This window comes from Pseudomonas fluorescens (genome assembly GCF_902497625.1).
GTDB lineage: Bacteria > Pseudomonadota > Gammaproteobacteria > Pseudomonadales > Pseudomonadaceae > Aquipseudomonas > Aquipseudomonas fluorescens_BQ.
In genome coordinates, this window is sequence record NZ_CABVGX010000004.1 from 19,432 (window position 1) to 42,995 (window position 23,564).

Annotated in this window: 19 protein-coding genes; 10 read left to right on the top strand and 9 right to left on the bottom strand. The window is 59.6% G+C overall.

Annotation, left to right across the window (positions count from 1 at the left end; all coding sequences use genetic code 11):
- Positions 1 to 8: 8 nt before the first annotated feature.
- A complete protein-coding gene (locus F8N12_RS03820; RefSeq protein ID WP_150579246.1) occupies positions 9 to 1,004 on the bottom strand; it encodes an ArsR/SmtB family transcription factor in 996 nt (331 codons plus the stop codon).
- A gap of 272 nt (positions 1,005 to 1,276) precedes the next feature.
- On the opposite strand from F8N12_RS03820, the gene tkt reads away from it, so the two are divergent.
- The 6 genes from tkt to fba all read left to right on the top strand — a co-directional run bounded on the left by tkt (position 1,277) and on the right by fba (position 7,832).
- A complete protein-coding gene (tkt, locus tag F8N12_RS03825) occupies positions 1,277 to 3,274 on the top strand; it encodes a transketolase (protein ID WP_150579247.1) in 1,998 nt (665 codons plus the stop codon).
- 200 nt (positions 3,275 to 3,474) lie between these two features.
- Positions 3,475 to 4,530, top strand: a complete 1,056-nt coding sequence (gene epd / locus F8N12_RS03830) for an erythrose-4-phosphate dehydrogenase (RefSeq protein ID WP_150579248.1) — start codon at positions 3,475 to 3,477, stop codon at positions 4,528 to 4,530.
- A 24-nt stretch (positions 4,531 to 4,554) separates the two neighbouring features.
- Positions 4,555 to 5,718 (top strand): phosphoglycerate kinase, encoded by a 1,164-nt coding sequence (locus F8N12_RS03835; protein WP_150579249.1) that lies wholly within the window; start codon positions 4,555 to 4,557, stop codon positions 5,716 to 5,718.
- A gap of 34 nt (positions 5,719 to 5,752) precedes the next feature.
- Positions 5,753 to 5,974 carry a hypothetical protein gene (locus F8N12_RS03840; protein ID WP_150579250.1) on the top strand — a complete coding sequence of 74 codons (222 nt, stop codon included), beginning with the start codon at positions 5,753 to 5,755 and terminating at the stop codon, positions 5,972 to 5,974.
- A gap of 56 nt (positions 5,975 to 6,030) precedes the next feature.
- Entirely contained in the window at positions 6,031 to 6,363 is a 333-nt protein-coding gene (locus F8N12_RS03845) for an MliC family protein (protein ID WP_150579251.1), read from the top strand.
- Positions 6,364 to 6,767: 404 nt separating this feature from the next.
- Positions 6,768 to 7,832, top strand: coding sequence for a class II fructose-bisphosphate aldolase (fba, locus tag F8N12_RS03850; protein ID WP_007913760.1), 1,065 nt, complete (start codon positions 6,768 to 6,770; stop codon positions 7,830 to 7,832).
- Positions 7,833 to 8,191: 359 nt separating this feature from the next.
- Here fba and F8N12_RS03855 read toward each other — a convergent pair whose 3' ends face one another.
- Positions 8,192 to 8,860 carry a polysaccharide lyase family 7 protein gene (locus F8N12_RS03855; protein ID WP_150579252.1) on the bottom strand — a complete coding sequence of 223 codons (669 nt, stop codon included), beginning with the start codon at positions 8,858 to 8,860 and terminating at the stop codon, positions 8,192 to 8,194.
- Positions 8,861 to 9,182: 322 nt separating this feature from the next.
- On the opposite strand from F8N12_RS03855, the gene F8N12_RS03860 reads away from it, so the two are divergent.
- Genes F8N12_RS03860 through F8N12_RS03870 form a run of 3 tightly spaced genes read left to right on the top strand, consistent with a single transcriptional unit; the run spans position 9,183 to position 12,212 of the window.
- The gene (locus F8N12_RS03860; protein WP_150579253.1) at positions 9,183 to 11,306 is read left to right on the top strand and encodes a putative bifunctional diguanylate cyclase/phosphodiesterase; all 2,124 of its coding nucleotides are present in this window, start codon (positions 9,183 to 9,185) and stop codon (positions 11,304 to 11,306) included.
- Positions 11,307 to 11,355: 49 nt separating this feature from the next.
- Positions 11,356 to 11,901, top strand: coding sequence for a M48 family metallopeptidase (locus F8N12_RS03865; protein ID WP_150579254.1), 546 nt, complete (start codon positions 11,356 to 11,358; stop codon positions 11,899 to 11,901).
- 14 nt (positions 11,902 to 11,915) lie between these two features.
- On the top strand, positions 11,916 to 12,212 hold the full coding sequence (locus F8N12_RS03870) for a winged helix-turn-helix domain-containing protein (protein WP_150579255.1): 297 nt from the start codon (positions 11,916 to 11,918) through the stop codon (positions 12,210 to 12,212).
- Positions 12,213 to 12,243: 31 nt separating this feature from the next.
- Here F8N12_RS03870 and F8N12_RS03875 read toward each other — a convergent pair whose 3' ends face one another.
- Positions 12,244 to 12,696, bottom strand: coding sequence for a GNAT family N-acetyltransferase (locus F8N12_RS03875; RefSeq protein ID WP_150579256.1), 453 nt, complete (start codon positions 12,694 to 12,696; stop codon positions 12,244 to 12,246).
- A gap of 253 nt (positions 12,697 to 12,949) precedes the next feature.
- Here F8N12_RS03875 and F8N12_RS03880 point away from each other — a divergent pair, with 253 nt between their 5' ends.
- On the top strand, positions 12,950 to 13,687 hold the full coding sequence (locus F8N12_RS03880; protein ID WP_150579257.1) for a substrate-binding periplasmic protein: 738 nt from the start codon (positions 12,950 to 12,952) through the stop codon (positions 13,685 to 13,687).
- A 40-nt stretch (positions 13,688 to 13,727) separates the two neighbouring features.
- Here the strand turns inward: F8N12_RS03880 and yccS are convergent, their stop codons facing one another.
- The 6 genes from yccS to F8N12_RS03910 form a co-directional block, all read right to left on the bottom strand.
- The gene (gene yccS / locus F8N12_RS03885; RefSeq protein ID WP_150579258.1) at positions 13,728 to 15,911 is read right to left on the bottom strand and encodes a YccS family putative transporter; all 2,184 of its coding nucleotides are present in this window, start codon (positions 15,909 to 15,911) and stop codon (positions 13,728 to 13,730) included.
- Positions 15,912 to 16,190: 279 nt separating this feature from the next.
- Entirely contained in the window at positions 16,191 to 17,369 is a 1,179-nt protein-coding gene (locus F8N12_RS03890) for an NAD(P)/FAD-dependent oxidoreductase (protein ID WP_150579259.1), read from the bottom strand.
- Positions 17,370 to 17,513: 144 nt separating this feature from the next.
- Positions 17,514 to 18,851 (bottom strand): ATP-dependent RNA helicase DbpA, encoded by a 1,338-nt coding sequence (gene dbpA, locus F8N12_RS03895; RefSeq protein ID WP_263596515.1) that lies wholly within the window; start codon positions 18,849 to 18,851, stop codon positions 17,514 to 17,516.
- 273 nt (positions 18,852 to 19,124) lie between these two features.
- The gene (gene mdtD, locus F8N12_RS03900) at positions 19,125 to 20,552 is read right to left on the bottom strand and encodes a multidrug transporter subunit MdtD (protein ID WP_150579261.1); all 1,428 of its coding nucleotides are present in this window, start codon (positions 20,550 to 20,552) and stop codon (positions 19,125 to 19,127) included.
- Positions 20,553 to 20,737: 185 nt separating this feature from the next.
- Positions 20,738 to 22,075 carry a TldD/PmbA family protein gene (locus tag F8N12_RS03905; RefSeq protein WP_150579262.1) on the bottom strand — a complete coding sequence of 446 codons (1,338 nt, stop codon included), beginning with the start codon at positions 22,073 to 22,075 and terminating at the stop codon, positions 20,738 to 20,740.
- Entirely contained in the window at positions 22,075 to 23,517 is a 1,443-nt protein-coding gene (locus F8N12_RS03910; RefSeq protein ID WP_150579263.1) for a TldD/PmbA family protein, read from the bottom strand. The genes F8N12_RS03905 and F8N12_RS03910 overlap by 1 nt, the downstream gene beginning before the upstream one ends.
- Positions 23,518 to 23,564 lie beyond the last annotated feature (47 nt).

The window sequence follows — 23,564 nt, forward strand, 5'->3', positions numbered from 1 at the left end:
TCCTGAATTTACCGATGGTGAGTGTCGCCAGCCGGTCGCTGAAAATGGCGGACCTGAATCTGGAAACCATTACGTAAGCCTACATAGAGGCTTTCCCCGGGAACGAGTCCCGCAGCGGTGGCCCAACGGGCCAGATCGTCCTGTTCAAACCCCAACCACAGATCACCGCAGGCCTCCCTGGCCCAACTCTGGTTGTGGCTACATAACTCTGTCACGAGCAGGCTACCGCCCGGTTGCAGCAAGGTGGCCATGTGCTTGAGCGCTTCGGCCGGCGCGGCGAAATGGTGCAGCACCATATTCAACACGACGCAATTGGCCTGAAAATTAACCCCGTTCAGGGCGTCGGCCAGTTGCAGGCTGACATTGGCCAGCGATTCCCGCTCGCACACGTGTCGTGCCAGTTCGAGCATCGCCGGGCTGTTGTCCAGTGCGGTGACATGCCTGAAACGACGGGCCAGCTCCGGCAGAAAGGCGCCGTCACCGGGTCCGACTTCAATGGCAGTGGCGCGGTCGTTGAACCCCAGCTTGTCGAGCAACGCCACCACGCTGTCGCGATACTGCGGTAGGCCGGCGATCAAGTCCTGCTGAGCGCGAAACTTCTCGGCGACCCGTGAGAAAAAGTCCTGGCTGGCCGCCGCACGTTGCCCATGCACCTGAGCGATCCGCGCCTGCACATCGGCTGGCAGGGTCAGGTTGTCCACTTCGTCGAGCAAGGCGGCGTGCAGCTTGCCACCCAGCAAGTCGGTGTGGGGCAGGGCGCGACGGTAGAAAATCGCATTGCCTTCACGGCGGGTCGCCACCAGGTCGGCCTGGGCCAGCACCTTGAGGTGATGACTCATGCCGGACTGGCCGATGCCGAAAATCTGCGCCAGTTCCAGCACGCCGAACGAGTCGTTGGCCAGCGCACGCAATACATTCAGCCGCAGAGGATCGCCACCGGCCTTGCACAGGGCCGCCAGTTCATCGCAATCGTCATGTTGAATGGAAGGCACACGTAGATTCATAAGGCCGGCAGTCTAGTCACGGTCCGAAAGCATCGCAAGGGCAATATCAAAAAGTTTTGATATTGCTCGATAGATGGCATTTCCCGACCTTCGGTTAGCATTCAAACGAACAGCGGAAAGGTTTCACCTGTCGAAACCTTGGTTATGCACGGGAAAAACGCTTCCATATGATTATCCGTCATTGCCCCAAGGCGGGTCGGTGAGGGAAAATGCTCGCCTTTTTTCCGTTTCGTATTATTCACTCTTGATTCAGAATCCCCAGGAGAACAGCGATGCCAAGCCGTCGTGAGCGTGCCAACGCCATTCGTGCCCTCAGCATGGATGCCGTGCAAAAAGCCAACAGCGGCCATCCGGGTGCCCCTATGGGTATGGCGGATATCGCCGAAGTACTTTGGCGTGACTACCTCAAGCACAACCCGAGCAATCCTTCGTTCGCCGACCGTGACCGCTTCGTGCTGTCCAACGGTCATGGTTCGATGTTGATCTATTCGCTGCTGCACCTGACCGGTTACGACCTGTCGATCGAAGACCTGAAAAATTTCCGTCAGCTGCACAGCCGCACCCCGGGTCACCCGGAATTCGGCTATACCCCGGGCGTTGAAACCACCACCGGTCCACTCGGGCAAGGCCTGGCGAACGCCGTGGGTTTCGCCTTGGCAGAAAAAGTCCTGGCGGGGCAATTCAACCGTCCTGGCCACAACATTGTCGACCACCACACCTACGTGTTCCTGGGTGATGGCTGCATGATGGAAGGCATTTCCCACGAGGTCGGTTCGCTGGCCGGTACGCTGGGTCTGGGCAAACTGATCGCTTTCTACGATGACAACGGTATTTCCATCGACGGCGAAGTTGAAGGCTGGTTCACCGATGACACGCCCAAGCGTTTCGAAGCCTACAACTGGCAGGTAATCCGCAACGTCGACGGTCACGACCCGGAAGAGATCAAGACGGCCATCGAAACCGCTCGCAAAAGCGAGCAGCCGACTCTGATCTGCTGCAAGACTACTATCGGCTTCGGTTCGCCGAACAAGCAGGGTAAAGAAGACTGCCACGGCGCCCCGCTGGGTGACGCGGAAATCGCTCTGACCCGTGCGGCACTGAAGTGGAATCACGGCCCATTCGAAATCCCGGCTGATATTTATGCCGAGTGGGATGCCAAGGAAGCCGGTCTCGCGGTCGAAGCCGAGTGGGATCAACGTTTTGCTGCCTATTCCGCCGCGTTCCCTGAGCTGGCCAACGAACTGGTGCGTCGTCTGAGCGGTGAGCTGCCGGCGGATTTCGCTGAAAAAGCGTCGGCCTACATCGCTGAAGTCGCCGCCAAAGGCGAAACCATTGCCAGCCGCAAAGCCAGCCAGAACGCGCTGAACGCTTACGGGCCATTGCTGCCTGAACTGCTCGGTGGTTCGGCTGACCTGGCCGGTTCCAACCTGACTTTGTGGAAAGGTTGCAAAGGTGTCACTGCCGAAGACGCCAGCGGCAACTACATGTACTACGGTGTTCGCGAGTTCGGCATGAGCGCGATCATGAACGGCGTGACTTTGCATGGCGGTCTGGTGCCTTACGGCGCAACCTTCCTGATGTTCATGGAATACGCGCGCAACGCCGTACGCATGGCCTCGCTGATGAAGAAGCGCGTGGTGTTCGTCTACACCCACGATTCCATCGGTCTGGGCGAAGACGGCCCGACGCACCAGGCGGTCGAGCAACTGACCAGCCTGCGCACCACGCCAAACCTCGACACCTGGCGACCAGCCGATGCCGTTGAATCGGCGGTTTGCTGGAAATACGCGATCGAGCGTAAGGACGGCCCTTCGGCGCTGATCTTCTCCCGTCAAAACCTTCAGCATCAAGAGCGTGATGCTGGCCAGATCGCCGACATCGCCCGTGGCGGTTACGTGTTGAAGGATTGCGTGGGCGAGCCTGAGCTGATCCTGATCTCAACCGGATCGGAAGTAGGTCTGGCGGTTCAGGCATATGACAAACTGACGGCACAGGGTCGCAATGTGCGGGTTGTTTCGATGCCTTGCACCAGCGTGTTCGATGCACAGGACGCCGGTTACAAGCAGGCGGTTCTGCCGCTGCAGGTCAGCGCCCGTATCGCCATTGAAGCCGCGCATGCGGACTACTGGTACAAGTACGTGGGGCTGGAAGGTCGCGTGATCGGCATGACCACCTACGGCGAGTCGGCGCCTGCGCCAGCCTTGTTCGAAGAGTTCGGCTTTACCCTGGAAAACATCCTGGGTCAGGCTGAAGAGCTGCTGGAAGACTAAAGCGCGACGCGGCGGTTTTATGACCGCCGCGGTCCCCTGTAGGAGCTGCCGAGAGAAACGAGGCTGCGATCTTTTGATCCTGATCTTAAAAAACAAGATCAAAAGATCGCAGCCTCGTTTCACTCGACAGCTTCTACCAGCTCCTACAAGGGATTGTGTTGTTAACGAGAATTCGTCTGCCCGCGTCTATCGAGAACCCCATGCCTCAACCGCGTCCTTACAAAGTTGCACTCAACGGCTATGGCCGCATTGGTCGTTGCGTCTTGCGTGCGTTGTTCGAGCGAGGCGACAAGGCCGGGTTTGAGATTGTCGCGATCAATGATCTGGCCGACATGGCCAGCATCGAATACCTGACACGCTTCGACTCCACACACGGGCGTTTTCCCGGTGAGGTGAGGGTCGAGGGCGATTGTCTGCATATTAATGGCGACTGCGTGAAGGTATTGCGCAGTGCTACCCCCGAAGGCATCGATTGGGCGTCGCTGGGCGTCGATCTGGTGCTGGAGTGCTCCGGCGCTTATCACACCCGCGAAGACGGCCAGCGATTCCTCGACGCTGGCGCACCACGCGTGCTGTTTTCCCAGCCGATGGCCAGCGAGGCGGATGTTGACGCTACCATCGTCTTCGGCGTGAATCAGGATTGCCTCACCGGCGACGAACTGCTTGTGTCCAACGCGTCCTGCACCACCAATTGTGGTGTGCCGCTGTTGCGTCTGCTGGATCAGGCCATCGGTCTGGAATATGTGTCGATCACGACCATTCACTCGGCCATGAACGATCAACCGGTCATCGATGCATATCACCACGAAGACCTGCGCCGCACCCGCTCTGCGTTTCAGTCGGTAATCCCGGTGTCCACGGGTCTGGCGCGTGGCATCGAACGGCTGCTGCCGGAACTTGCCGGGCGAATTCAGGCCAAAGCCGTGCGAGTGCCAACGGTAAACGTGTCCTGCCTCGACATCACGATGCAGACCGTGAGCGATACCGACGCTGCCGAGGTCAACCGGATTCTGCGCGACGCCGCCACCAGCGGCCCGCTCAAAGGCCTGCTGGCTTATACCGAGCTGCCTCACGCAAGCTGTGATTTCAATCACGACCCACATTCGGCAATTGTCGATGCCAGTCAGACCCGCGTTTCCGGCCCACGGCTGGTGAACATCCTGGCCTGGTTCGACAACGAATGGGGTTTTGCCAACCGAATGCTGGACGTTGCAGAACATTATCTGCAAACAGCCATCAACAAACCTGCTCTCTAAAACAGCTACCAGGAAATGCGACCCATGACCGTGTTGAAGATGACCGACCTCGATCTGCAAGGTAAGCGCGTATTGATCCGCGAAGACCTCAATGTCCCAGTCAAGGACGGTGTAGTCACCAGCGATGCGCGAATCCTGGCTTCGCTGCCGACCATCAAGCTGGCCCTGGAAAAAGGCGCGGCGGTGATGGTCTGCTCGCACCTCGGCCGCCCGACCGAAGGCGAATTCTCCGCCGAGAACAGTCTCAAGCCAGTCGCAGACTACCTGAGCAAGGCCCTGGGCCGCGAAGTACCGCTGGTGGCTGATTACCTGGAAGGCGTCGAGGTCAAGGCCGGCGACATCGTTCTGTTCGAAAACGTGCGTTTCAACAAGGGTGAGAAGAAAAACGCTGACGAGCTGGCCCAGCAATATGCCGCGCTGTGCGATGTGTTTGTGATGGACGCTTTCGGCACCGCGCATCGCGCCGAAGGTTCGACTCACGGCGTCGCCAAGTTCGCCAAGGTCGCCGCCGCTGGACCGCTGCTCGCTGCCGAGCTGGACGCACTGGGCAAGGCACTGGGTTCGCCGGCGCAGCCAATGGCCGCCATCGTCGCCGGCTCCAAGGTCTCGACCAAGCTCGATGTGTTGAACAGCCTGAGCCAGATCTGCAATCAACTGATCGTCGGAGGCGGCATCGCCAACACCTTCCTCGCAGCGGCCGGTCACCCGGTCGGCAAATCCCTGTACGAACCGGATCTGCTCGACACCGCGCGTGAAATTGCCGCCAAGGTCAGCGTGCCGCTGCCAGTGGATGTTGTCGTTGCCAAGGAGTTCGCGGAAAGCGCCACCGCCACCGTCAAACTGATCGCTGATGTGGCCGAAGACGACATGATTCTGGACATTGGCCCGCAGACCGCTGCTAATTTCGCCGAACTGTTGAAATCGTCGAAAACCATTCTCTGGAATGGCCCAGTCGGCGTGTTCGAGTTCGATCAGTTCGGCAACGGCACCAAAGTGCTGGCGCTGGCGATCGCTGAAAGCCCGGCGTTTTCCATTGCTGGCGGCGGCGACACCCTTGCCGCGATCGATAAATATGGCGTTGCCGACCGGATCTCCTACATTTCCACCGGTGGTGGCGCTTTCCTCGAATTCGTCGAAGGCAAAATACTGCCGGCTGTCGAAGTCCTCGAAAGCCGGGCCAAGGCCTGAAGTTTTGGCATTGGCCAGGCTACGGAGTGTTCAAATGGTCAGGCTGCTAGCGTTGTTGATCCTCGCCGGTTCGGTGGCGGCGTGCGGGAGTAATCCCAAAGCCGTAGCGGAACCTGCGCCGCAAACCGTGGAGAAGGGCTGCTACCAGGCTGACTGGCAGGCGGAAACCAACCCGGTCATCAACAAGCGTTCAGGGCCGGATGGCCTGGAGAAATACGAAACGCAGACCCCTGCCAAGGAACATGGTTGCCCTTGACGGGTCTGACTCCTTACTCAGGGCTGGCGGTATGCGCCGCCGGCCGAGGAACACGGATGAAAGGTTTTATCGCCATTACGGCACTGGCCCTGCTGGCAGGTTGCTCCAGTTTCAACCTGTTCAAGCCGGCCGAACCCACGGACAGCTGGACCACGTGGACCTGTGACAGTCAGGCCAAAGTGTTGTGGCGCTACGTGAATGACAGCCGCGAAGAAGTCGATGTGCGCCTCGGCGGTGCGGATCAGGTTTATCGCCTGAAGCAGGAGCCCGGCGCGTCGGGTTCGCTGTATAGCAACGATATGCTGGCGTTTCACATCAAAGGTGAGGAAGGCCTGGTGTACTGGGTAGCCACCAATGATTTGATTGGCCGCGGGTGTAAAGCGCAGTAATTGAAGGTAGCGCCATTCCTGTAAGGACGGCCTTGGTGGCAAGAGGTTTTTGTCGCAAGGGGGCTTCTGTGGCAAGAGGCTTTTGTCGCAAGGGATTTTTTGAGGCTAGGTTGCTTTCGTGCCGAGGGTGCTTTTGTGGCGAGGGGGCTTGCCCCCGTTGGAGCGCGAAGCGCTCCCCAAGCCAGTCACCGCGGTACGGCAGCGACACCACAACATCTGCTTCGCGACTGCTGCGCAGCCGAACGGGGGCAAGCCCCCTCACCACAAGGTTTCAGCGTTACAAGGTTTTGAGCAACACCAAATTCGCAGCCCGGGCCAACCCCCGATCTGCAATAACTTGAATAGCCGCCGCCGCTCCGGCAGGCTGGCACGATTAACGACCCAAACCGGGAGAGACACGCACAATGGCACTTATCAGCATGCGTCAGATGCTGGACCACGCAGCCGAATTCGGCTACGGCGTTCCAGCCTTCAACGTCAACAACCTTGAGCAGATGCGCGCCATCATGGAAGCCGCTGACAAGACTGACTCCCCGGTGATCGTCCAGGCTTCGGCCGGTGCCCGTAAATACGCTGGCGCGCCGTTCCTGCGCCACCTGATCCTGGCGGCAATCGAAGAGTTCCCGCACATCCCGGTGTGCATGCACCAGGACCACGGCACCAGCCCTGACGTCTGCCAGCGCTCCATTCAACTGGGCTTCAGCTCGGTAATGATGGACGGTTCCCTGGGCGAAGACGGCAAGACCCCGACCGACTACGACTACAATGTCCGTGTCACCCAGCAGACTGTAGCCATGGCTCACGCCTGCGGCGTTTCGGTTGAAGGCGAGCTGGGCTGTCTGGGTTCGCTGGAAACCGGCATGGCCGGTGAAGAAGACGGCATCGGCGCTGAAGGCGTTCTGGATCACAGCCAGATGCTGACCGACCCGGAAGAAGCCGCTGACTTCGTCAAACGTACCCAGGTCGATGCTTTGGCAATCGCCATCGGCACCAGCCACGGCGCCTATAAATTCACCAAGCCTCCTACTGGCGACGTGTTGGCCATCGACCGCATCAAGGAAATTCACAAGCGCATCCCCAACACTCACCTGGTGATGCACGGTTCGTCTTCGGTTCCACAAGAGTGGCTCGCGATCATCAACCAGTACGGCGGCGACATCAAGGAAACCTACGGCGTGCCGGTTGAAGAAATCGTCGAAGGTATCAAGTACGGCGTGCGTAAAGTCAACATCGACACCGACCTGCGTCTGGCGTCCACCGGTGCAATGCGTCGTCTGATGGCCACCAACCCGAGCGAATTCGACCCGCGTAAATTCTTCGGTGCGACCGTGACCGCGATGCGTGATGTCTGCATCGCTCGTTATGAAGCTTTCGGTACTGCCGGCAACGCTTCGAAGATCAAGCCGATCTCGCTCGAAGCGATGTATCAGCGTTATCTGAAGGGTGAGTTGAACGCCAAGGTCAACTAAGCCTTCTGCTTTAAGCCCAAAAAAACCCGCACAAATGCGGGTTTTTTATTGCCTGAAGCAAGGCGACGCCCTGTAGCAGCTGTCGAGGCTGCAAGGCTGCGTTCGGCTGCGAAGCAGTCGTGAAAATCACACATCGTATCCATTCGAAAAGGAGCGATGGCGAGGACTCCGTCCTCGAACGCAGCCTCGCATGCTCGGCAGCTGCTACAGAGGTGCGAAAAGGGCGAAGGCGAGGACTCCGTCCTCGAACGCAGCCTCGCATGCTCGGCAGCTGCTACAGAGGTGCGAAAGGGCGAAGGCGAGGACTCCGTCCTCGAACGCAGCCTCGCAGGCTCGGCAGCTGCTACAGAGGTATGACGCTATTTATCGTGATCGATATCCAGCTTGCTGAACGTCACCTTTCCACCTTCACTGGTGTAGCCGGTGTTGTCCTGCACATACACCCCCGCTTTGAAATACAACGGTTTGACGCGCCACTTCGCGCTGACGTTGGTATCCCACTGATAGCCCGCTGCACTGATACCCAGCGCGCCGCCCGGACTCAGGTGGATGAGGTAGGAAAATTGCTGATCGAGTTTCACGCCGGTGGCGACGGTGATGACGCGTCCCTCGCCGTCATCGGGATGCATGCGCACTTTGGCGACGATATTCCCGCTGTTCGAGCTGGTCTTGTATTGATACTCGACCTTCACCATCGGCTTCTGGCTCTGAAAGGCGTGGATCTGGCCGATGACGATCTTGCCGGAGCTCGGCACCTGATTGACTGCCAGCGTTGCTCGCAGAGAATTGTCTGCCTCGGGGTAATACCAGTTTCGCAGGGTGCCGTTGCTGTAGGTTTCGCGCAATTCGGTGCGGGCATATTTCGCGTTTTCGGTGCGGGTGCCTGTTACCGGAGACCAGAAAAAAAGTTTGCCGGTGTTCGAATGGAAGTATTGATCCTTGAATCCCTTCACCAGTTTCGCAGTTTCAACGGTGTAGGGAGGGCTACCGACAGGAACACTCAGGTTCCAGGTTGCAAGATCGATCATAAACAGAAGCTTCCACGGAGTTTTTTGCGGCACGCACGTGCCAGAAGCTCTAGCACGCGCCTTGGAGGGGGTCTTTATAAGCCCAGTTAGCCAGTTTGTTAACGGCAGGCTGACAGATGGATGACGTCAAAATCCTGTTAAAAGGCCATCTCTCGCGGTTTCAGCGGCCTGTAGCAGCGACCGTTAGTCGGCCAGCGAAGTTAATGGTTAAATGCTGGCGTACGGACATCTTCTGCTTTAACCCATCCCGGTCTAGAGTGGAGGCTTCGTATTTGTCCGGTTTATCTGAAAACCGGCCTGACGCCCCGACAAGAGAAGCAGCATGGAATGCGCGCACATCACGCCAGTTGAAGGCGGCTCTACCTTATTGATCGTCGACGACTACCCTGAAAATCTGCTCAGCATGCGTGCTTTGCTCGAACGCGAGGACTGGCAGGTCATCACGGCTGCCTCCGGTTTCGAAGCCCTCAGCCTGCTGCTTGAGCACGATATCGACCTGGTTCTGCTGGATGTGCAGATGCCCGGCATGGATGGTTTCGAAGTCGCGCGGTTGATGCGCGGCAGCCAGCGGACCCGCCTGACCCCGATCATTTTCCTGACCGCCAACGAACAATCGCAGGACGCCGTGATCAAGGGCTATGCGAGTGGCGCAGTGGACTACCTGTTCAAACCGTTTGACCCGCAAATCCTCAAACCTAAAGTTCAGGCCTTGCTGGAGCACCAGCGCAACCGACGCGCATTGCAGCGCCTGAGCCATGACCTGGAGGTTGCGCGCGCTTTTAATGCCTCGGTATTGGATAACGCCGCCGAAGGTATCCTGGTGGTGGGTGACGACGGTCTGATTCGCTTTGCCAACCCGGCCATGTCGCGCCTGCTCAATGCCACGCAGCAGGAGTTGCAGGGCACGGAGTTTCTCAATTATCTGCAAAAGCCCCATGTGCCGATCTGGACAGATTCGGATCTGCTCAAGGGTTACAGAGAGGGCGAAACCCTGCGCCTGCACGATGCGCTGTTGCGTACCGCCTGCGGGCAGCAGGTTCCGGTGGCGTTGTCCTGCGCTCCGTTGCCCAGCCCGCAACAGGCGATGGTCGTGACCGTGCTCGACATGTCAGTGGTGCGTCATCTGCATCAGCAATTGGAAGTTCAGGCCGTGACCGACCCGTTGACCGGGTTGCTCAACCGGCGCGGTTTTTACCAGACCGTGGAAAACCTGCTGCTGCGCGGTGAGCGCTCGGACAGTGCCTGGGTTTTGCTCTATCTCGACCTGGACGGATTCAAGCGGGTCAATGACTCCCTAGGTCATGATGCCGGCGATCGGGTTTTACGTTGGGTGTCCGAGCAGCTCAAAGCGTGCCTGCGCCCATTCGACATACTTGCGCGCATCGGCGGTGACGAATTCACCGCGTTACTGAAACTGGAAGCGGTTGAGCAAGCGGCGCAGATCGCCGAGCAACTGATCGAGCGCGTATCGATCTGTCAGCAGATCGACGGCCTGGACATCGCCCTCGGCGCAAGTATTGGTATCGCGACATTCCCGGACTGCGGTGCCGATCTGGATGGGTTGATGCGCGCATCCGACATCGCCATGTATGAGGCCAAGCGCGCAGGTCGTCAGCAGTATCGCTTCTACGATCACGACATGAATGGTCGTGCGCGCTCGCGACTTATGCTCGAGGAAAGCGTGCGCGCCGCCATCGAGAACCGCGACTTCAGTCTGGTGTATCAACCGCAGGTGGCAATCGACAGCGGAAAGATCCGTGGTGTCGAGGCGCTGCTGCGCTGGCAGCACCCGAGCGTCGGCGACGTACCGCCCGGGCTGTTTTTACCGCTGTTGGAGGAAGCGCGGCTGATCAGTCGTCTGGGCAGCTGGATCTATCAGCATGGGGCGGAACAACGCAAAGCCTGGGCGCCCCTGTTTGCCGACGAGCTGGTGCTGGCGGTGAGCTTGAGCAGCACGCAGTTCGGCATGCCCAATCTGGTCACCGAGTTACGCCAGGTGCTGGAACGTCATGGCTTGCAGGCGCGTCATCTGGAAGTCGAGGTCACGGAAGAGGCCCTGATGCAGCACCCTGAAGAAACCCGCAAACAGATACGTCTGCTGCGCAATCTGGGGGTGCGGGTGGCGCTGGACGATTTCGGTTCGGGACCTTGCTCGCTGTCACTGTTGCGGGATCTGGAGCTGGACACGGTCAAGCTCGACCGGCACTTGATAGCCCGGTTGCCCGACTCTTCCCGAGACGCGATGCTGGTGCAGCATATGATCGACCTGTGTAGTCAGTTCGGCATTCTGGTGATTGCTGAAGGAGTGGAAACGGTTGCGCAGTATGAATGGCTGCGCGCCGGCGGCTGTGGGTTCGTGCAGGGCTTTCTGGTGGCAAAGCCGCTGGTCGCCGAAGACGTCGGCGATTTTGTGCGGCCGTTCGACTGGAGCGCGTTACCCCGCTGAATTGGCTACACTGGCGGCCTTTATCGATATTGATGCTGTGCGTCCCATTATGACTGCGCTGAAATACCTCCAGGCCTATCCGGTCGAATTGCAGGACCAGGTGCGCCGGTTGATCGCTGAAGGCCGGCTGAGCGATTACCTGAGCCAACGTTATCCCGAGAAGCATGGGGTACAGAGCGACAAGGCGTTGTATACCTACGCACTGGACTTGAAGCAGGAGTACCTGCGCAATGCCCCGGCGATTGACAAGGTGTTGTTCGACAGCCGTCTCGACCTCACCCACCGCGCCCTAGGCCTGCACACCACGATTTCGCGCGTGCAGGGCGGCAAGCTCAAGGCCAAGAAGGAAATCCGCGTAGCGGCGCTGTTCAAGGACGCACCCTCGATGTTTCTGAAAATGATCGTGGTGCATGAACTGGCGCACTTCAAGGAATCCGACCACAACAAGGCCTTCTACAAACTCTGCGAGCACATGTTGCCGGGGTATCACCAGGTGGAGTTCGATTTGCGCGTCTACCTGACGTGGAGGGACATGGCGGCGAGCGCAGGTACGCAGGAGCTGCCGCAGGCTCCGATCTTTCGATCTATCAAATAACCCGGAGCGAATGGATGGACGTCAGCAAAACCAAGAGCAGCTTCTATCGCCGACTGTATGTTGCCTATCTGATCGACAGTGACGTCGCGAGCAGCGTGCCTGCCCTGACCGAAGCGACCGGCATGCCCCGGCGTACGGCTCAGGACACCATCGCGGCATTGGCGGATCTGGACATTGTGTGTCAATTTGAGCAGGAAGAAGGCGGCCGCAACCATGCCGGTCGCTATCGAATCCGTGATTGGGGGGCGATCGACAAGGCATGGATCAAGGGTAATTTGCGGCAGATCAAGACGGTGCTGGACTATCCCTGACCTGCGCGGTTCAGCCCTTGGCGAAAGTGTCTTACGGCCGCCGCATCCCGATGTGCGGAATGCCATCCTCCAGGTATTCCTCGCCCGCCACGATAAATCCGTAGCTCCCGTAATAACCCTGCAAGTGCGCCTGAGCTGACAAATAGATCGACACGTCCGGCCAGCGCTTGTCAGCCTGTTTCAGCGCCTGCGCCATCAACTCGTGACCCAGCCCGGTACCGCGCGCCTGTGGGGCAATAATTACCCTGCCGATCACCACGTCGCCGCCCTGCAATTCGGGGTCGAGCAAGCGCAGATACGCCACCAGCCTGTCGCCGTCCCACGCCATCAAATGGCAGGTGTCACCCGCCAGGTCCTGGCCATCCAAGTCCTGATACAGGCACTTCTGCTCAACGACAAAGACTTCGATACGCAGCTGCAGAATCGCATACAGCTGTTCTTTGCCCAGGTCACTGTGGTGCTTGCAGACCCAATCAATTGTCATTTTTCCACTCCTTGATCAACTTGCTCCGATACTAAGCGCACCGACTGAAGATGTCTGTATGGCGAATAAATCTGTGACAAAGGCCAAAATGCCATCATTCATTTCGCGCGTGCTCGTGTTCTTTGTGTAATCTGGAATCAGCGCTGTGCAATTGCGTCGATGAGCTAGTGTTAGTACCTGGGTTTTGCCGGTACGGGGCCTTGGAGTTTTGGCTGAAACACACCGGGCCTCCCGCCCGCTAAGGATTTCTGGCATGCCGCAATTGCATCGAGCTTTGGCCTTGATCGGTCTGCTGTTGCTGACCCACGCGGCAGCCGCGCAAAAACTGCGTCTGGTCGCGGACGCCTGGCCTCCCTTTACCGACGCCACGCTGATCAACGGCGGGTTGGCGACCGATATCGTCAGCACCGCACTGGCCCGGGCCGGTTATGCCAGCGAGTTCGAGCAGGTACCCTGGGCGCGGGCGTTGCTGGGTGTGGGTGAGGGACGCTACGACGTGCTGGTCAACGCCTGGTACGCCGAGGATCGTACCCGGCTCGGTCAGTTTTCCGGCGAATACCTGCTCAACCGCGTGCGTTTTCTCAAGCGCAAAGACGCGCCGATCGAATACAACAACCTGCAGCAATTGCACACCTACCCGATTGCAGTGGTGCGCGGTTATGCCTATTCGTCAGCCTTCGACGAAGACACGGTGCTGCAGAAAGTCCCGGTGCACAGTTTCGCCATGGCAGTGCGCATGCTCGCGGCAGATCGGGTCAAGTTGACCCTGGAAGACGAGTTCGTGGCGCGTTATTACCTGTCCCGAGAATCTTCCAAAGTGCGTAACGCCGTTGAGTTCCTGCCCAAGCCGTTGAGTGAGAACAGCCTGCATATTCTGGTCAGTCTGAAAAACCCTCGGCATGCGGAAATCGTCTCGAATTTCGACCGCGAGATTGCCGAGATGAAGGCGGATGGGAGCTACGAGCGCTTGTTGAAGCGGCATGGCATGTGAAGAACCGAGTTGAAGCTATTTACCTCACACTACGCGCCTCTCAAACCTTGTTCGTGTCCTTGATCAGATGCGCCGCCAGCGTGCGTAACGGCCCCAGTTGGCGGCAGATCAACGCCAGTTGCGTCTGCACCAGTCGCTGGCCTTCGTCGATCTCGTCCGGCATTTGCTCCAGCTCGTTGGCCAGGGCCTCTTCCTCATCGCTTTGAATCGCGATGGACGACTTGCTCGCCAATCCTTGTGCGATTTCATCGATACTCGCCGCCAGTTTGACCCCCGCGCCGTCAATCAAGTATTCACGCACGTCTGTCGGCAGCGGGGTTTCACGGTGTGCGCCCAGGCCTGACAGGTAACTCAGCAAGGTGTGCGACAGCACCAGAAAGCGGAAACCGACATCGGCTTCCTTACGAAAATGCCCCGGCTCCATCAGCATGTTGGCGAGTGTGGTCGACAGCGCTGCGTCGGCATTGTGCGCGTTGCGGCGGGCGAGTCGATAAGCGAGGTCGTCGCTCTTGCCCGCCGCGTATTGCTGCATGATCTGGCGCAGGTAAATACTGTTGCAGGTCAGGGTATTGGCCAGCACCTTGTTCAGGCGTCGGCCCTGCCAGTCCGGCAAGAACAGGAACACCGCAAGGCCGGCAATCAGGCTGCCGAGCAAGGTGTCGAACAGGCGGGGCAGGAACAGGCCATAACCGTCGCCCACCTGATTGAAACAGAACAGCACCATCAAGGTTATCGCAGCGGTGGCCAGCGTGTAGCGGGTGGTGCGGTTGGTGAAGAACACCACCCCGGCGGCGATGGCGAAGCACGACTGCACTACGGGATTGGGGAACAGGTCGAACAGCGCCCAGGCCACGGTCAGGCCGATCGCGGTGCCGATAATCCGTTGACCGAGTTTGCGGCGGGTGGCGCCGTAGTTCGGCTGACACACGAACAGCGTGGTGAGAATGATCCAGTAGCCCTGCGACGGGTGGATCAAATGCACCATGCCGTAGCCAATGCTCAACGCAAGGGGCAGGCGCAGTGCGTGGCGGAACAGCAACGAGGTCGGCGTCAGCTGCGTGCGCAAGCGGATCCACACATCCTTGAGGCTGCGCGGCGAACGGTCGAGCAGGCTGCTGTCGGTGGCATCGGCGAGAGCATCCGGGTTGCTGGCGTCGCTGAGCAGGCGGTCCAGCGTGCCGAGATTGGCTGCCAGCGCGCGGAGCGATCGCAACAGGCCGCGCCAGGCCGGGTTGCTCTGGATGCGCAGGTGTTCAAGGGAGGCGTGCAGGTCGCCCAAGGCTTCCGCAAAACCGGCGTCGTAGACGAACGGCTGACGCATCTGGATCGATTCCGCCAGCGCTCGGCAGGCTTTGCCTTGCTGGCGCAGTAGGCGCTGACAGCGGAACAGCACGTCGCTGTGGAAGAACGCCTCCGCCAGCGCGTTGTACGGGTAGTGCGAGGAGCTGGCACGCTCGTGGATGTCTTGGGCGAGGAAATACAGCTTGAGGTAGCGGCTGACCTTCGAGCCTGGCCGGCCATTGCCGACCCGGTGCAGGATGATTTCCTTCGCCGCATTCAGCGCCGCGACCACGCGCCCATTCTGCTGGGCGAGCTCCAGTCGACGTGCTTCTACGTCCATCTGCCGGATCGGCTCGAATAGCGACGATTTCAACTTCAGGTACAAACCCAGTTCACGGAACAGCCGCGCCAGACTCTGCTGCACCGGCTGGTTGGAAAACAGCGCCTGCCACAGCACGGACAACAAACCGTACCATGCCGCGCCGGCCACCAGCAGCATCGGTTCGTGCCAGAAATCGGTGACCGGGCCGCCGCGCTGGTCTACGCCGATCATGGTGTAGACCGAGAGGATCAGCGTTGCCGAGGCGATCGCGCCGTAGCGTTCGCCTAACGCGCCGAGCATGGTCAGGGCGAAACTGGCGAGGGCGAGGGCGATGACAAAAATGATCGGGTAGGGGAACAGTAATTCGACGGACAGGGCGGCGATGGTGAAACACACCAGCGTCACCGCCAGTGAACTGAGGCGGCCCTGCCAGCTGTCGTCGGTCTCGGCCAGGGCGCTGGCGATGATCCCGAGAAACAGCGGGATCAACAGGCGCATTTCGTCCTGATACCAGCACAGCGCCATGCTGCCGGTCAGTGCGATGAACACCCGCACGCTGTAACTGAATTTATCCAGTGCCCAGAGGCGACGCAGAGACTGTTGGAAAGAGGTCGATGACATGAAGTGCGAAGGCCTTCCGAGGCAATGGCGCTAAATTGAGCCAGTAATGACGCCGACGCAATGGCGGCGATCACATCTGACAGCAAAATCTGTTCCTTCGCCGCGCAATCCACTCCTGCGTTTGCACGCTATTGCGTTGTAGGAGCTGTCGAGTGAAACGAGGCTGCGATCTTTTGATCTTGTTTTTTAAAGGGCTAAATCAAAAGATCGCAGCCTCGTTTCACTCGACAGCTCCTACACAGCTCCTACACAGCTCCTACAGAGCCTCGGATGCGTTGATCAGACGTATTGCGCAGCCGCGTAGCCGGAGGCCCAGGCCCATTGGAAGTTGAAGCCACCCAGGTGCCCGGTGACATCCAGCACTTCGCCGATGAAATACAGCCCCGGGCTTTTCAGCGATTCCATGGTCTTGGACGACACTTCGCGCGTATCGACCCCGCCCAGCGTCACTTCTGCCGTGCGATAGCCCTCGGTCCCGGCCGGCACCACTTTCCAGCTCGCGAGCTTTTCCGCAATGTCGGCGATTTCCGCGTGGGTGTACTGCTTCATCGGTTTGGAGACGAACCAGTTGTCGGCGAGCAGGTTAGCCATCTTTTTGGTGAAGATTTCCCCGAGCAGGGTTTTCAGCTCGCTGTTCGGGCGTTCCACTTGCTGCTGTTGCAACCACGCCGGGACATCGTGATCCGGCAGCAAATTGATTTCAATGGTATCGCCTGACTCCCAGAAAGAGGAAATCTGCAAAATCGCTGGACCGCTGAGGCCGCGGTGGGTGAACAGAATATTCTCGCGGAAGCTCTGTTCATTACAGCTCACCAGACAATCTACCGAGGTGCCGGACAGCTCGGTGCACAGCTCTTTGAGTTGATCGGTGATGGTGAACGGCACCAGGCCGGCGCGGGTCGGCAGCAACTCGTGGCCAAACTGTTTCGCTACCTGATAGCCGAACCCGGTGGCGCCCAGGGTGGGAATCGACAAGCCGCCCGTGGCGATCACCAATGATTCGCAGGTGATTTGGTCGAGTGTGGTTTGCAGCAGATAGCCACTGTCCATTTTCTCGATGTGCTGGATCGACGTGTCCAGGTGCAGGCTGACGCCCACCTGTTCGCATTCGTTGACCAGCATTTCGAGGATGTCACTGGATTTGTTATCACAGAACAGCTGGCCGAGTTTTTTCTCGTGGTAAGGCACGCCGTGCTTGGCGACCATGCCGATGAAATCCCACTGGGTATAGCGCGCCAGTGCGGATTTGCAGAAGTGTTCGTTTTGCGAAAGGAAATTGCCCGGCTCGGTGTACATGTTGGTGAAATTGCATCGGCCACCGCCCGACATCAGGATTTTCTTGCCGGCCTTGTTGGCATGGTCGAGCAGCAGCACCTTGCGCCCGCGTGCGGCGGCGGTCAGCGCACACATCAACCCTGCGGCGCCAGCGCCAATGATCACGACTTCGGTAGAGCGCAAAACGGTGTCCTCTTGATGTGTCACCACAAAACTAACTGTGGGAGCGAGCCTGCTCGCGAAAGCGGTGTATCAGCCAACATCAACGTTGACTGACAGATTGCATTCGCGAGCAGGCTCGCTCCCACAGGGGTAATGGCGTTGTTCTTACAAAATACGCACGCGCAGCGAGCGGCCTTTGATCTTGCCGTCGTTCAGGCGCTGCACGGCCTGCTTGGCAACGCCACGCTCCACGGCCACATAGGCCTGGAAATCGAAAATCGCGATCTTGCCGACCTGAGCGCCGGGGATGCCGGCGTCGCCGGTCAAGGCACCGAGAATGTCGCCCGGACGCACTTTGTCTTTACGGCCCGCGCCGATCACCAACGTGCTCATCTGTGGCAGCAGCGGTGCGCCGCCCTGGGACTTGAGGTTGTCCAGCTGATCCCAGCTCAACGGCGATTTCTGCAGCTGCTCGATGGCCTGGGCGCGGTGCGCTTCGGACGGTGCGACCAGGCTGATCGCGATGCCTTTCTCGCCGGCACGACCGGTACGGCCAACACGGTGAATGTGGATTTCCGAATCGCGGGCCAGTTCGACGTTGATCACCATGTCCAGTGCATCAATGTCCAGACCGCGTGCGGCGACATCAGTAGCGACCAGCACCGAGGTGCTGCGATTGGCAAACATCGCCAGCACCTGGTCGCGATCACGCTGTTCCAGGTCGCCGTGAAGGCCGACGGCGGAAATGCCCTTGGAGGTCAGGTGATCGACAGTTTCCTGAACCTGCTGCTTGGTGAAGCAGAACGCCACGGTGGACGCCGGGCGGTGATGGGCGAGGACCTTGACCACTGCGTCCATACGCTCTTCAGGGGAGATTTCGTAGAAGCGCTGTTCGATCTGCGTGTCGTCGTGGAACGCCTCCGCTTTGACGATCTGCGGGTTGCGCATGAACTTCGAGGCCAGTTGCTTGATGCCCACCGGGTACGTGGCGGAGAACAGCAGGGTCTGCCGACGCTCCGGGCACTGGGCGATGATTTCTTCGATGGAATCGTAGAAACCCATGTCGAGCATGCGGTCGGCTTCGTCGAGGATAAGCGTGTTCAGGCCGTGCAAGATCAGCGAACCCTTGCGCAGGTGCTGCTGAATGCGACCCGGGGTGCCGACGATGATGTGCGCGCCATGTTCCAGCGAACCGATCTGCGGACCGAAGGACACGCCGCCGCACAGGGTCAGGACCTTGATGTTGTCTTCGGCGCGAGCCAGACGACGGATTTCCTTGGCGACCTGGTCGGCCAGTTCGCGGGTCGGGCAAATGACTAGCGCCTGGCAACCAAAGAAGCGTGGATTGATCGGGTTCAGCAGGCCGATACCAAAGGCAGCAGTCTTGCCGCTGCCGGTCTTGGCCTGGGCGATCAGATCCATCCCTTTGAGGATCACCGGCAAGCTTTGCGCCTGGATCGGCGTCATCTGGGCATAACCGAGCGAGTCGAGGTTAGCCAGCATGGCGGCGGACAGCGGCAAAGTATTAAAAGCGGTGGCGATGGTGGTCACGGGACTGGCCTGCAAAACAAAATGTCGCGCAGTGTATCAGTCCCGTGCGGTCCACCTGCAAATTATGGACGAGCAGTCGTAGCAGCCACTGATGACGTGTAGCAGCTGCCGAGGGACATGTAGCAGCTGCCGAGGAACGAGGCTGCGTTGCGTGTCCGCAGGACCGCCCTCGGGGGCCGCTTCGCAGCCCGACGCAGCCTCGTACCTCGGCAGCTGCTACACGATTCAGTGCTCAATGTGTTCTTCCGGACGTCTGACGCGCCGTCCGTCTTCCTTCGACAGCTGCGAGAAGATCGTCGCCGCCAGCATCGCCATGATGCCGACCGTCACGAACGTGAGCTGGAATGCGCCCAGCACCGTGTCCACACCATCATTGCCGACTTGCGCCGTGAAGCCTCCGAGCAGAGCGCCGGCGCAGGCGACGCCGAGGCTCAGCGACAATTGCGCGACCACCGACAGCAGGCTGTTACCGCTGCTGGCGCTGGCGTCGTCGAGGTCGATCAGAGTCACGGTGTTCATCGCGGTGAACTGCAGAGAGTTGATCGCCCCGAGCACCGCCAGCATGCCGAGCAATAACCAATAGGGCGTCTGCGCGCTGACCAGGCCCATGCTCGCCAGCATCATGCCCAACGCCAGGGTATTGCCGGTCAACACAATGCGGTAGCCGAAACGCTCGATCAGTGGACGCGCAACCGACTTGGCAATCATTGCGGCAGCGGCCAGTGGCAGCATGCTCATGCCGGCCTGAGAGGGCGAGTAACCGAGCGCTACTTGCAGCAACAACGGCACCAGAAACGGCAACGCGCCGCTGCCCAGACGGGCGAACAGATTACCGAGAATGCCGACGGCAAATGTCCGGGTCTTGAACAGCGATGGCGCAAACAAGGGATTGTCGATGTGCCCGGCGCGCAGCCAATACGCAGCCAGGCACGCCATGCCGGCGAACAATAGCAACATCACCCGCAAGTGCGGCAGATGCAATTCACCAAGGCCTTCCATGGCCACAGTGATCAACACCATTGCCGCACCGAACAGCAGGAAACCGATGCCGTCGAAGCGAGTGCGTTCGGTGCCGCGCAGGTCCGGAATGAATTTCCACACCGCGTAACAGCCGATCACGCCGACCGGCAGGTTGAGCAGAAAGATCCAGTGCCACGACAGGTATTCGACCATCCAGCCGCCGGTCGTCGGCCCCAGCAATGGGCCGAGCAGACCGGGGATGGTTATGAAACCCATTATCCGCACCAGCTCCGAACGCGGATACGCACGCAGCACCACCAGCCGCCCGACCGGCAGCATCAGTGCGCCGCCCAGGCCTTGAATCACCCGGGCACCGATCAGCATGCCGAGGCTGCTCGACAGTGCGCAGAGCAGCGAGCCCACACTGAACAGCAGAATGGCGCTGAAGAAGATCTTCTTGGTGCCGAAGCGGTCGGCGATCCAGCCTGAGGCGGGGATCAGCAGGGCGACGGTGAGCATGTAGGCGATGATCACACCCTGCATGCGCAACGGGTCTTCGGCAAGATCGCGTGCCATGGCCGGCAGGGCAGTGTTGAGGATGGTGCCGTCCAGCGATTGCATGAAAAACGCGATGGCGACCACCCACGGAATCCAGCGCGCGGTGACGGGGTCGAGAGGCGGACGATTGGGCATGGGACCTCTTGTCAGTGTGAAAATCCAAGGTCTGCAGAGCGACGACAATCCTGTAGCAGCTGGCGAAGCCTGCGTCCGAGGGCGCAGTCCTCGCGAGTTCAGCGAACGAGTGCCTGCAGAAGAAGCTTGTCGTTTTGGCGAGGACTGCGTCCTCGGACGCAGGCTTCGCCAGCTGCTACAGGTGTCTACAGCGTCAGCGTCAGCTTGCTGATCAACGCACCCGGCAACAGCGCCGACGCCGTCGCCCGCTGGCTGTAGGTGCTGGCCGACAGCAACAATTCGCGCTGTTCGGTCAACGCCTCCAGCTGAGAACCCAGCAAACTGAACGCACTGTCATCAAAACGCATCGTGCTGACCGGTGCCTGAATCTGCCCGTTCTCGACCCAGAACGTCGCGAAGCGGGTCATGCCGGTCATGCGCGCGGCAGGTTGATCGGAGTAGTTCAGATACCACAGATTGCTGATGTACAGCCCGGTTCCCAATTGTTTGAGAATCTCTGCATCGGCCAGCGTTCCCGCCGTCATGTTCAAGGCGCTCGGCATCTCACCCGCGCCGGCACCGTTAGCGGTCAGGCCATATTCAGCCGCACTGCGTGAACTGACCATCTGCGCGCCGGCCTGACCATTGACGATTAATCCGAGATCACTGCGCGGATAGCCCTCCCCGGAAAATGCAGGGCTCAAAGAATCGCTGACTTTCTCATCCAGCGAGAGCAAAGGGCTGAACGCGATTTCACCCGCGTAGAGCTTCTGTAAAGCGCTGCTCTTGCTGGCAATCGACTGCGCCGAGAATCCGCCCCAGCTGAGCATGCCCATGATTTCTTCCATTGCCGCCGGCGCCAGGTACGCGCGGTACTGCCCCGGCGCCAATGTACGCAACGGCCGGCCAAGGAATTCGAGCTGTTCGCGGGCCAGCTCAAAGCGTTTGGCAAAACCTTCGCTGCTCCAGTCATGCCCGGCGTAACTGGCTTTCACTGCCTGACCGTTTTCATGAAACAGGCTGAAGTCGAAATTGAAACTATTCGCTTGATGCCAGCCGAACGCGCCCGAGGAACTGGCGAACCCACGGCTGATCGGCCCTGCAGCGTAGAACCCGACCAGGTCCAGACCTTTTGCGGCCTGAGCGATTTCGGCGACTACCTTTTCTGTATCGGGCAGCGGAACATCCTGCACGTTCTTGCTCTGCCAGCCGTTGTGATTGAGCAGCAGGTAAGGATCTGCCGGCAACAGTGGCAAGGTTTCGCGCAGTTGTTGCAGCCCTTCGGCCAACCGTTGCACGTCGACTTCCGCATCACCCGACAGCGTGACGTCGAGGTCGGCGTGACGTCCGTCGTTGATCAATTTGAAGCCGACGCTCGCTTGCTGAACCTGCCCCGCCTGACGCACCTTGGCGTGGTTGAAACGGACGAAGGCCGATGCTTCGGCGGCGTAGCTGAGGGTGAATTGCTCGGGCTCGCGGATCGCGTCCCGCAACCAGTTGACCAGCGCATTGAACGATTCGACCTGACTTTTCAATACACTCATCAGGCATCTCCTCCAAACACATCCACATGGCTGAACACGCAGGCCGGCGACGCATGGCCCACGCGGATCACCTGGTTGGGCTCGCCCTTGCCACAGTTCGGCGTGCCCAGAACCTTGAAGGTGCTGGCGTCGCCGACCGCGATGAGACTTTTCCAGAAGTGCGCGGAAATCGCCCGGTAGTTCGGATTTTTCACCACGCCTTTAAGCTCGCCGTTTTCGATCAACTGCCCCCATTCGCAGCCGAACTGGAATTTATTGCGCGCATCGTCGATCGACCACGAGCGGTTGGTGCTCATCAAAATTCCGTGCTCGATGTTGCCGATCAGTTGCTCCAGGGGTTGATCGCCGGGCTCGATATTGAGGTTGGCCATGCGATCGATCGGCGGCCGGTTCCAGCCACACGCGCGGCTGTTGGCGACGCCGTCCATGCCCGTGCGAAATTGCGACAACGCACCGCCCAAGGGGCGCAGCAGTAAACCTTGCTTGATCAGGAATTGCCTGCTGGCTGCCGTGCCGTCGTCGTCATGGCTGTAGCTCGCCAGCTGCTCGGGAATGTCCGGGTCGAACGTCACGTTGAGCAACTCCGACCCGTATTGCAGGCGGCCGAAGTCTTCAGCTTTGACGAAACTGGTGCCGGCATAATTGCGCTCATCGCCCAGAATGCGGTCCAGTTCCAGCGGGTGGCCGATCGATTCGTGGATCTGCAGCATCATCTGGTCAGGCATCAACAACAGGTCGCGCTGGCCTTGCGGGGTATTGGGGGCCAGCAGCAACTGCAGTGCCTGATCTGCCACGGTCGGGCCGGCGCCGATCAGGCCGCAGCGGCTGATGACATCGGCGCTGCCTTGTTGACCAAAGTTTTCCCGGCCGAGGCTGCGCGTCTGACTGTCTTGGCCGTCGTAGGCCGTGACATCCAGACCGGGGTAGACGAAGCGCTGGGCCTGGCGCAATTCGGCGCCCGCGCTGTTGAGGTAGATCTGCTCGACGTGGGTGATGCCGATGCTCACTTGCCAGTTCACCAGCCGCTCATCCTTCGGCACGGAGGAGGACTCGGCGCCGAGCAATTGATAGCAGTCACTCAGGGACGGAAAAGGCTGTTCAAGGTTTGGCGAAAAATAGTCGGCGCGTTCGCTGGAAACGGCTTGCTCTCGCAGATCGAGCAGGGCGTGCGGTTTGAGTGCACGAGCCTGTTGCTCGGCTTTTTCCAGCGCGGCTTGCAGGCCGGATTGCGACAGGTCGTTGGTCGCGGCATAGGCCTCAACGCCATTCACGCGCACGGTCAGCATCGCCCCTTCATCGCGGCTCAGGCTCGGCGGTTCGGCAACGTTCTTGCGCACTGAAAGATGCTGACCGGACTCGCGAACATAACGCAGCGAAAAGAATTCAGCGCCCGTGCGCAACGCAGCAAACCGCTGCTTGAGCTGGGGGTGGAAATCGAACATTCGGGGGAACCTCCCTGGTATGGAGTGGCGATGCTGCGGTGTCGCGA

What these genes read in the sequence shown, in the direction of transcription:
- F8N12_RS03880 (WP_150579257.1), top strand. Translation starts at nt 12,950, where the DNA reads ATGCCGCAATTGCATCGAGCTTTGGCCTTGATCGGTCTGCTGTTGCTG.
- F8N12_RS03865 (WP_150579254.1), top strand. Translation starts at nt 11,356, where the DNA reads ATGACTGCGCTGAAATACCTCCAGGCCTATCCGGTCGAATTGCAGGAC.
- F8N12_RS03855 (WP_150579252.1), bottom strand. Translation starts at nt 8,860, where the DNA reads ATGATCGATCTTGCAACCTGGAACCTGAGTGTTCCTGTCGGTAGCCCT.
- dbpA (WP_263596515.1), bottom strand. Translation starts at nt 18,851, where the DNA reads ATGCTGGCTAACCTCGACTCGCTCGGTTATGCCCAGATGACGCCGATC.
- F8N12_RS03910 (WP_150579263.1), bottom strand. Translation starts at nt 23,517, where the DNA reads ATGTTCGATTTCCACCCCCAGCTCAAGCAGCGGTTTGCTGCGTTGCGC.
- epd (WP_150579248.1), top strand. Translation starts at nt 3,475, where the DNA reads ATGCCTCAACCGCGTCCTTACAAAGTTGCACTCAACGGCTATGGCCGC.
- mdtD (WP_150579261.1), bottom strand. Translation starts at nt 20,552, where the DNA reads ATGCCCAATCGTCCGCCTCTCGACCCCGTCACCGCGCGCTGGATTCCG.
- F8N12_RS03875 (WP_150579256.1), bottom strand. Translation starts at nt 12,696, where the DNA reads ATGACAATTGATTGGGTCTGCAAGCACCACAGTGACCTGGGCAAAGAA.
- F8N12_RS03840 (WP_150579250.1), top strand. Translation starts at nt 5,753, where the DNA reads ATGGTCAGGCTGCTAGCGTTGTTGATCCTCGCCGGTTCGGTGGCGGCG.
- F8N12_RS03905 (WP_150579262.1), bottom strand. Translation starts at nt 22,075, where the DNA reads ATGAGTGTATTGAAAAGTCAGGTCGAATCGTTCAATGCGCTGGTCAAC.
- fba (WP_007913760.1), top strand. Translation starts at nt 6,768, where the DNA reads ATGGCACTTATCAGCATGCGTCAGATGCTGGACCACGCAGCCGAATTC.
- tkt (WP_150579247.1), top strand. Translation starts at nt 1,277, where the DNA reads ATGCCAAGCCGTCGTGAGCGTGCCAACGCCATTCGTGCCCTCAGCATG.
- F8N12_RS03845 (WP_150579251.1), top strand. Translation starts at nt 6,031, where the DNA reads ATGAAAGGTTTTATCGCCATTACGGCACTGGCCCTGCTGGCAGGTTGC.
- yccS (WP_150579258.1), bottom strand. Translation starts at nt 15,911, where the DNA reads ATGTCATCGACCTCTTTCCAACAGTCTCTGCGTCGCCTCTGGGCACTG.
- F8N12_RS03835 (WP_150579249.1), top strand. Translation starts at nt 4,555, where the DNA reads ATGACCGTGTTGAAGATGACCGACCTCGATCTGCAAGGTAAGCGCGTA.
- F8N12_RS03870 (WP_150579255.1), top strand. Translation starts at nt 11,916, where the DNA reads ATGGACGTCAGCAAAACCAAGAGCAGCTTCTATCGCCGACTGTATGTT.
- F8N12_RS03860 (WP_150579253.1), top strand. Translation starts at nt 9,183, where the DNA reads ATGGAATGCGCGCACATCACGCCAGTTGAAGGCGGCTCTACCTTATTG.
- F8N12_RS03820 (WP_150579246.1), bottom strand. Translation starts at nt 1,004, where the DNA reads ATGAATCTACGTGTGCCTTCCATTCAACATGACGATTGCGATGAACTG.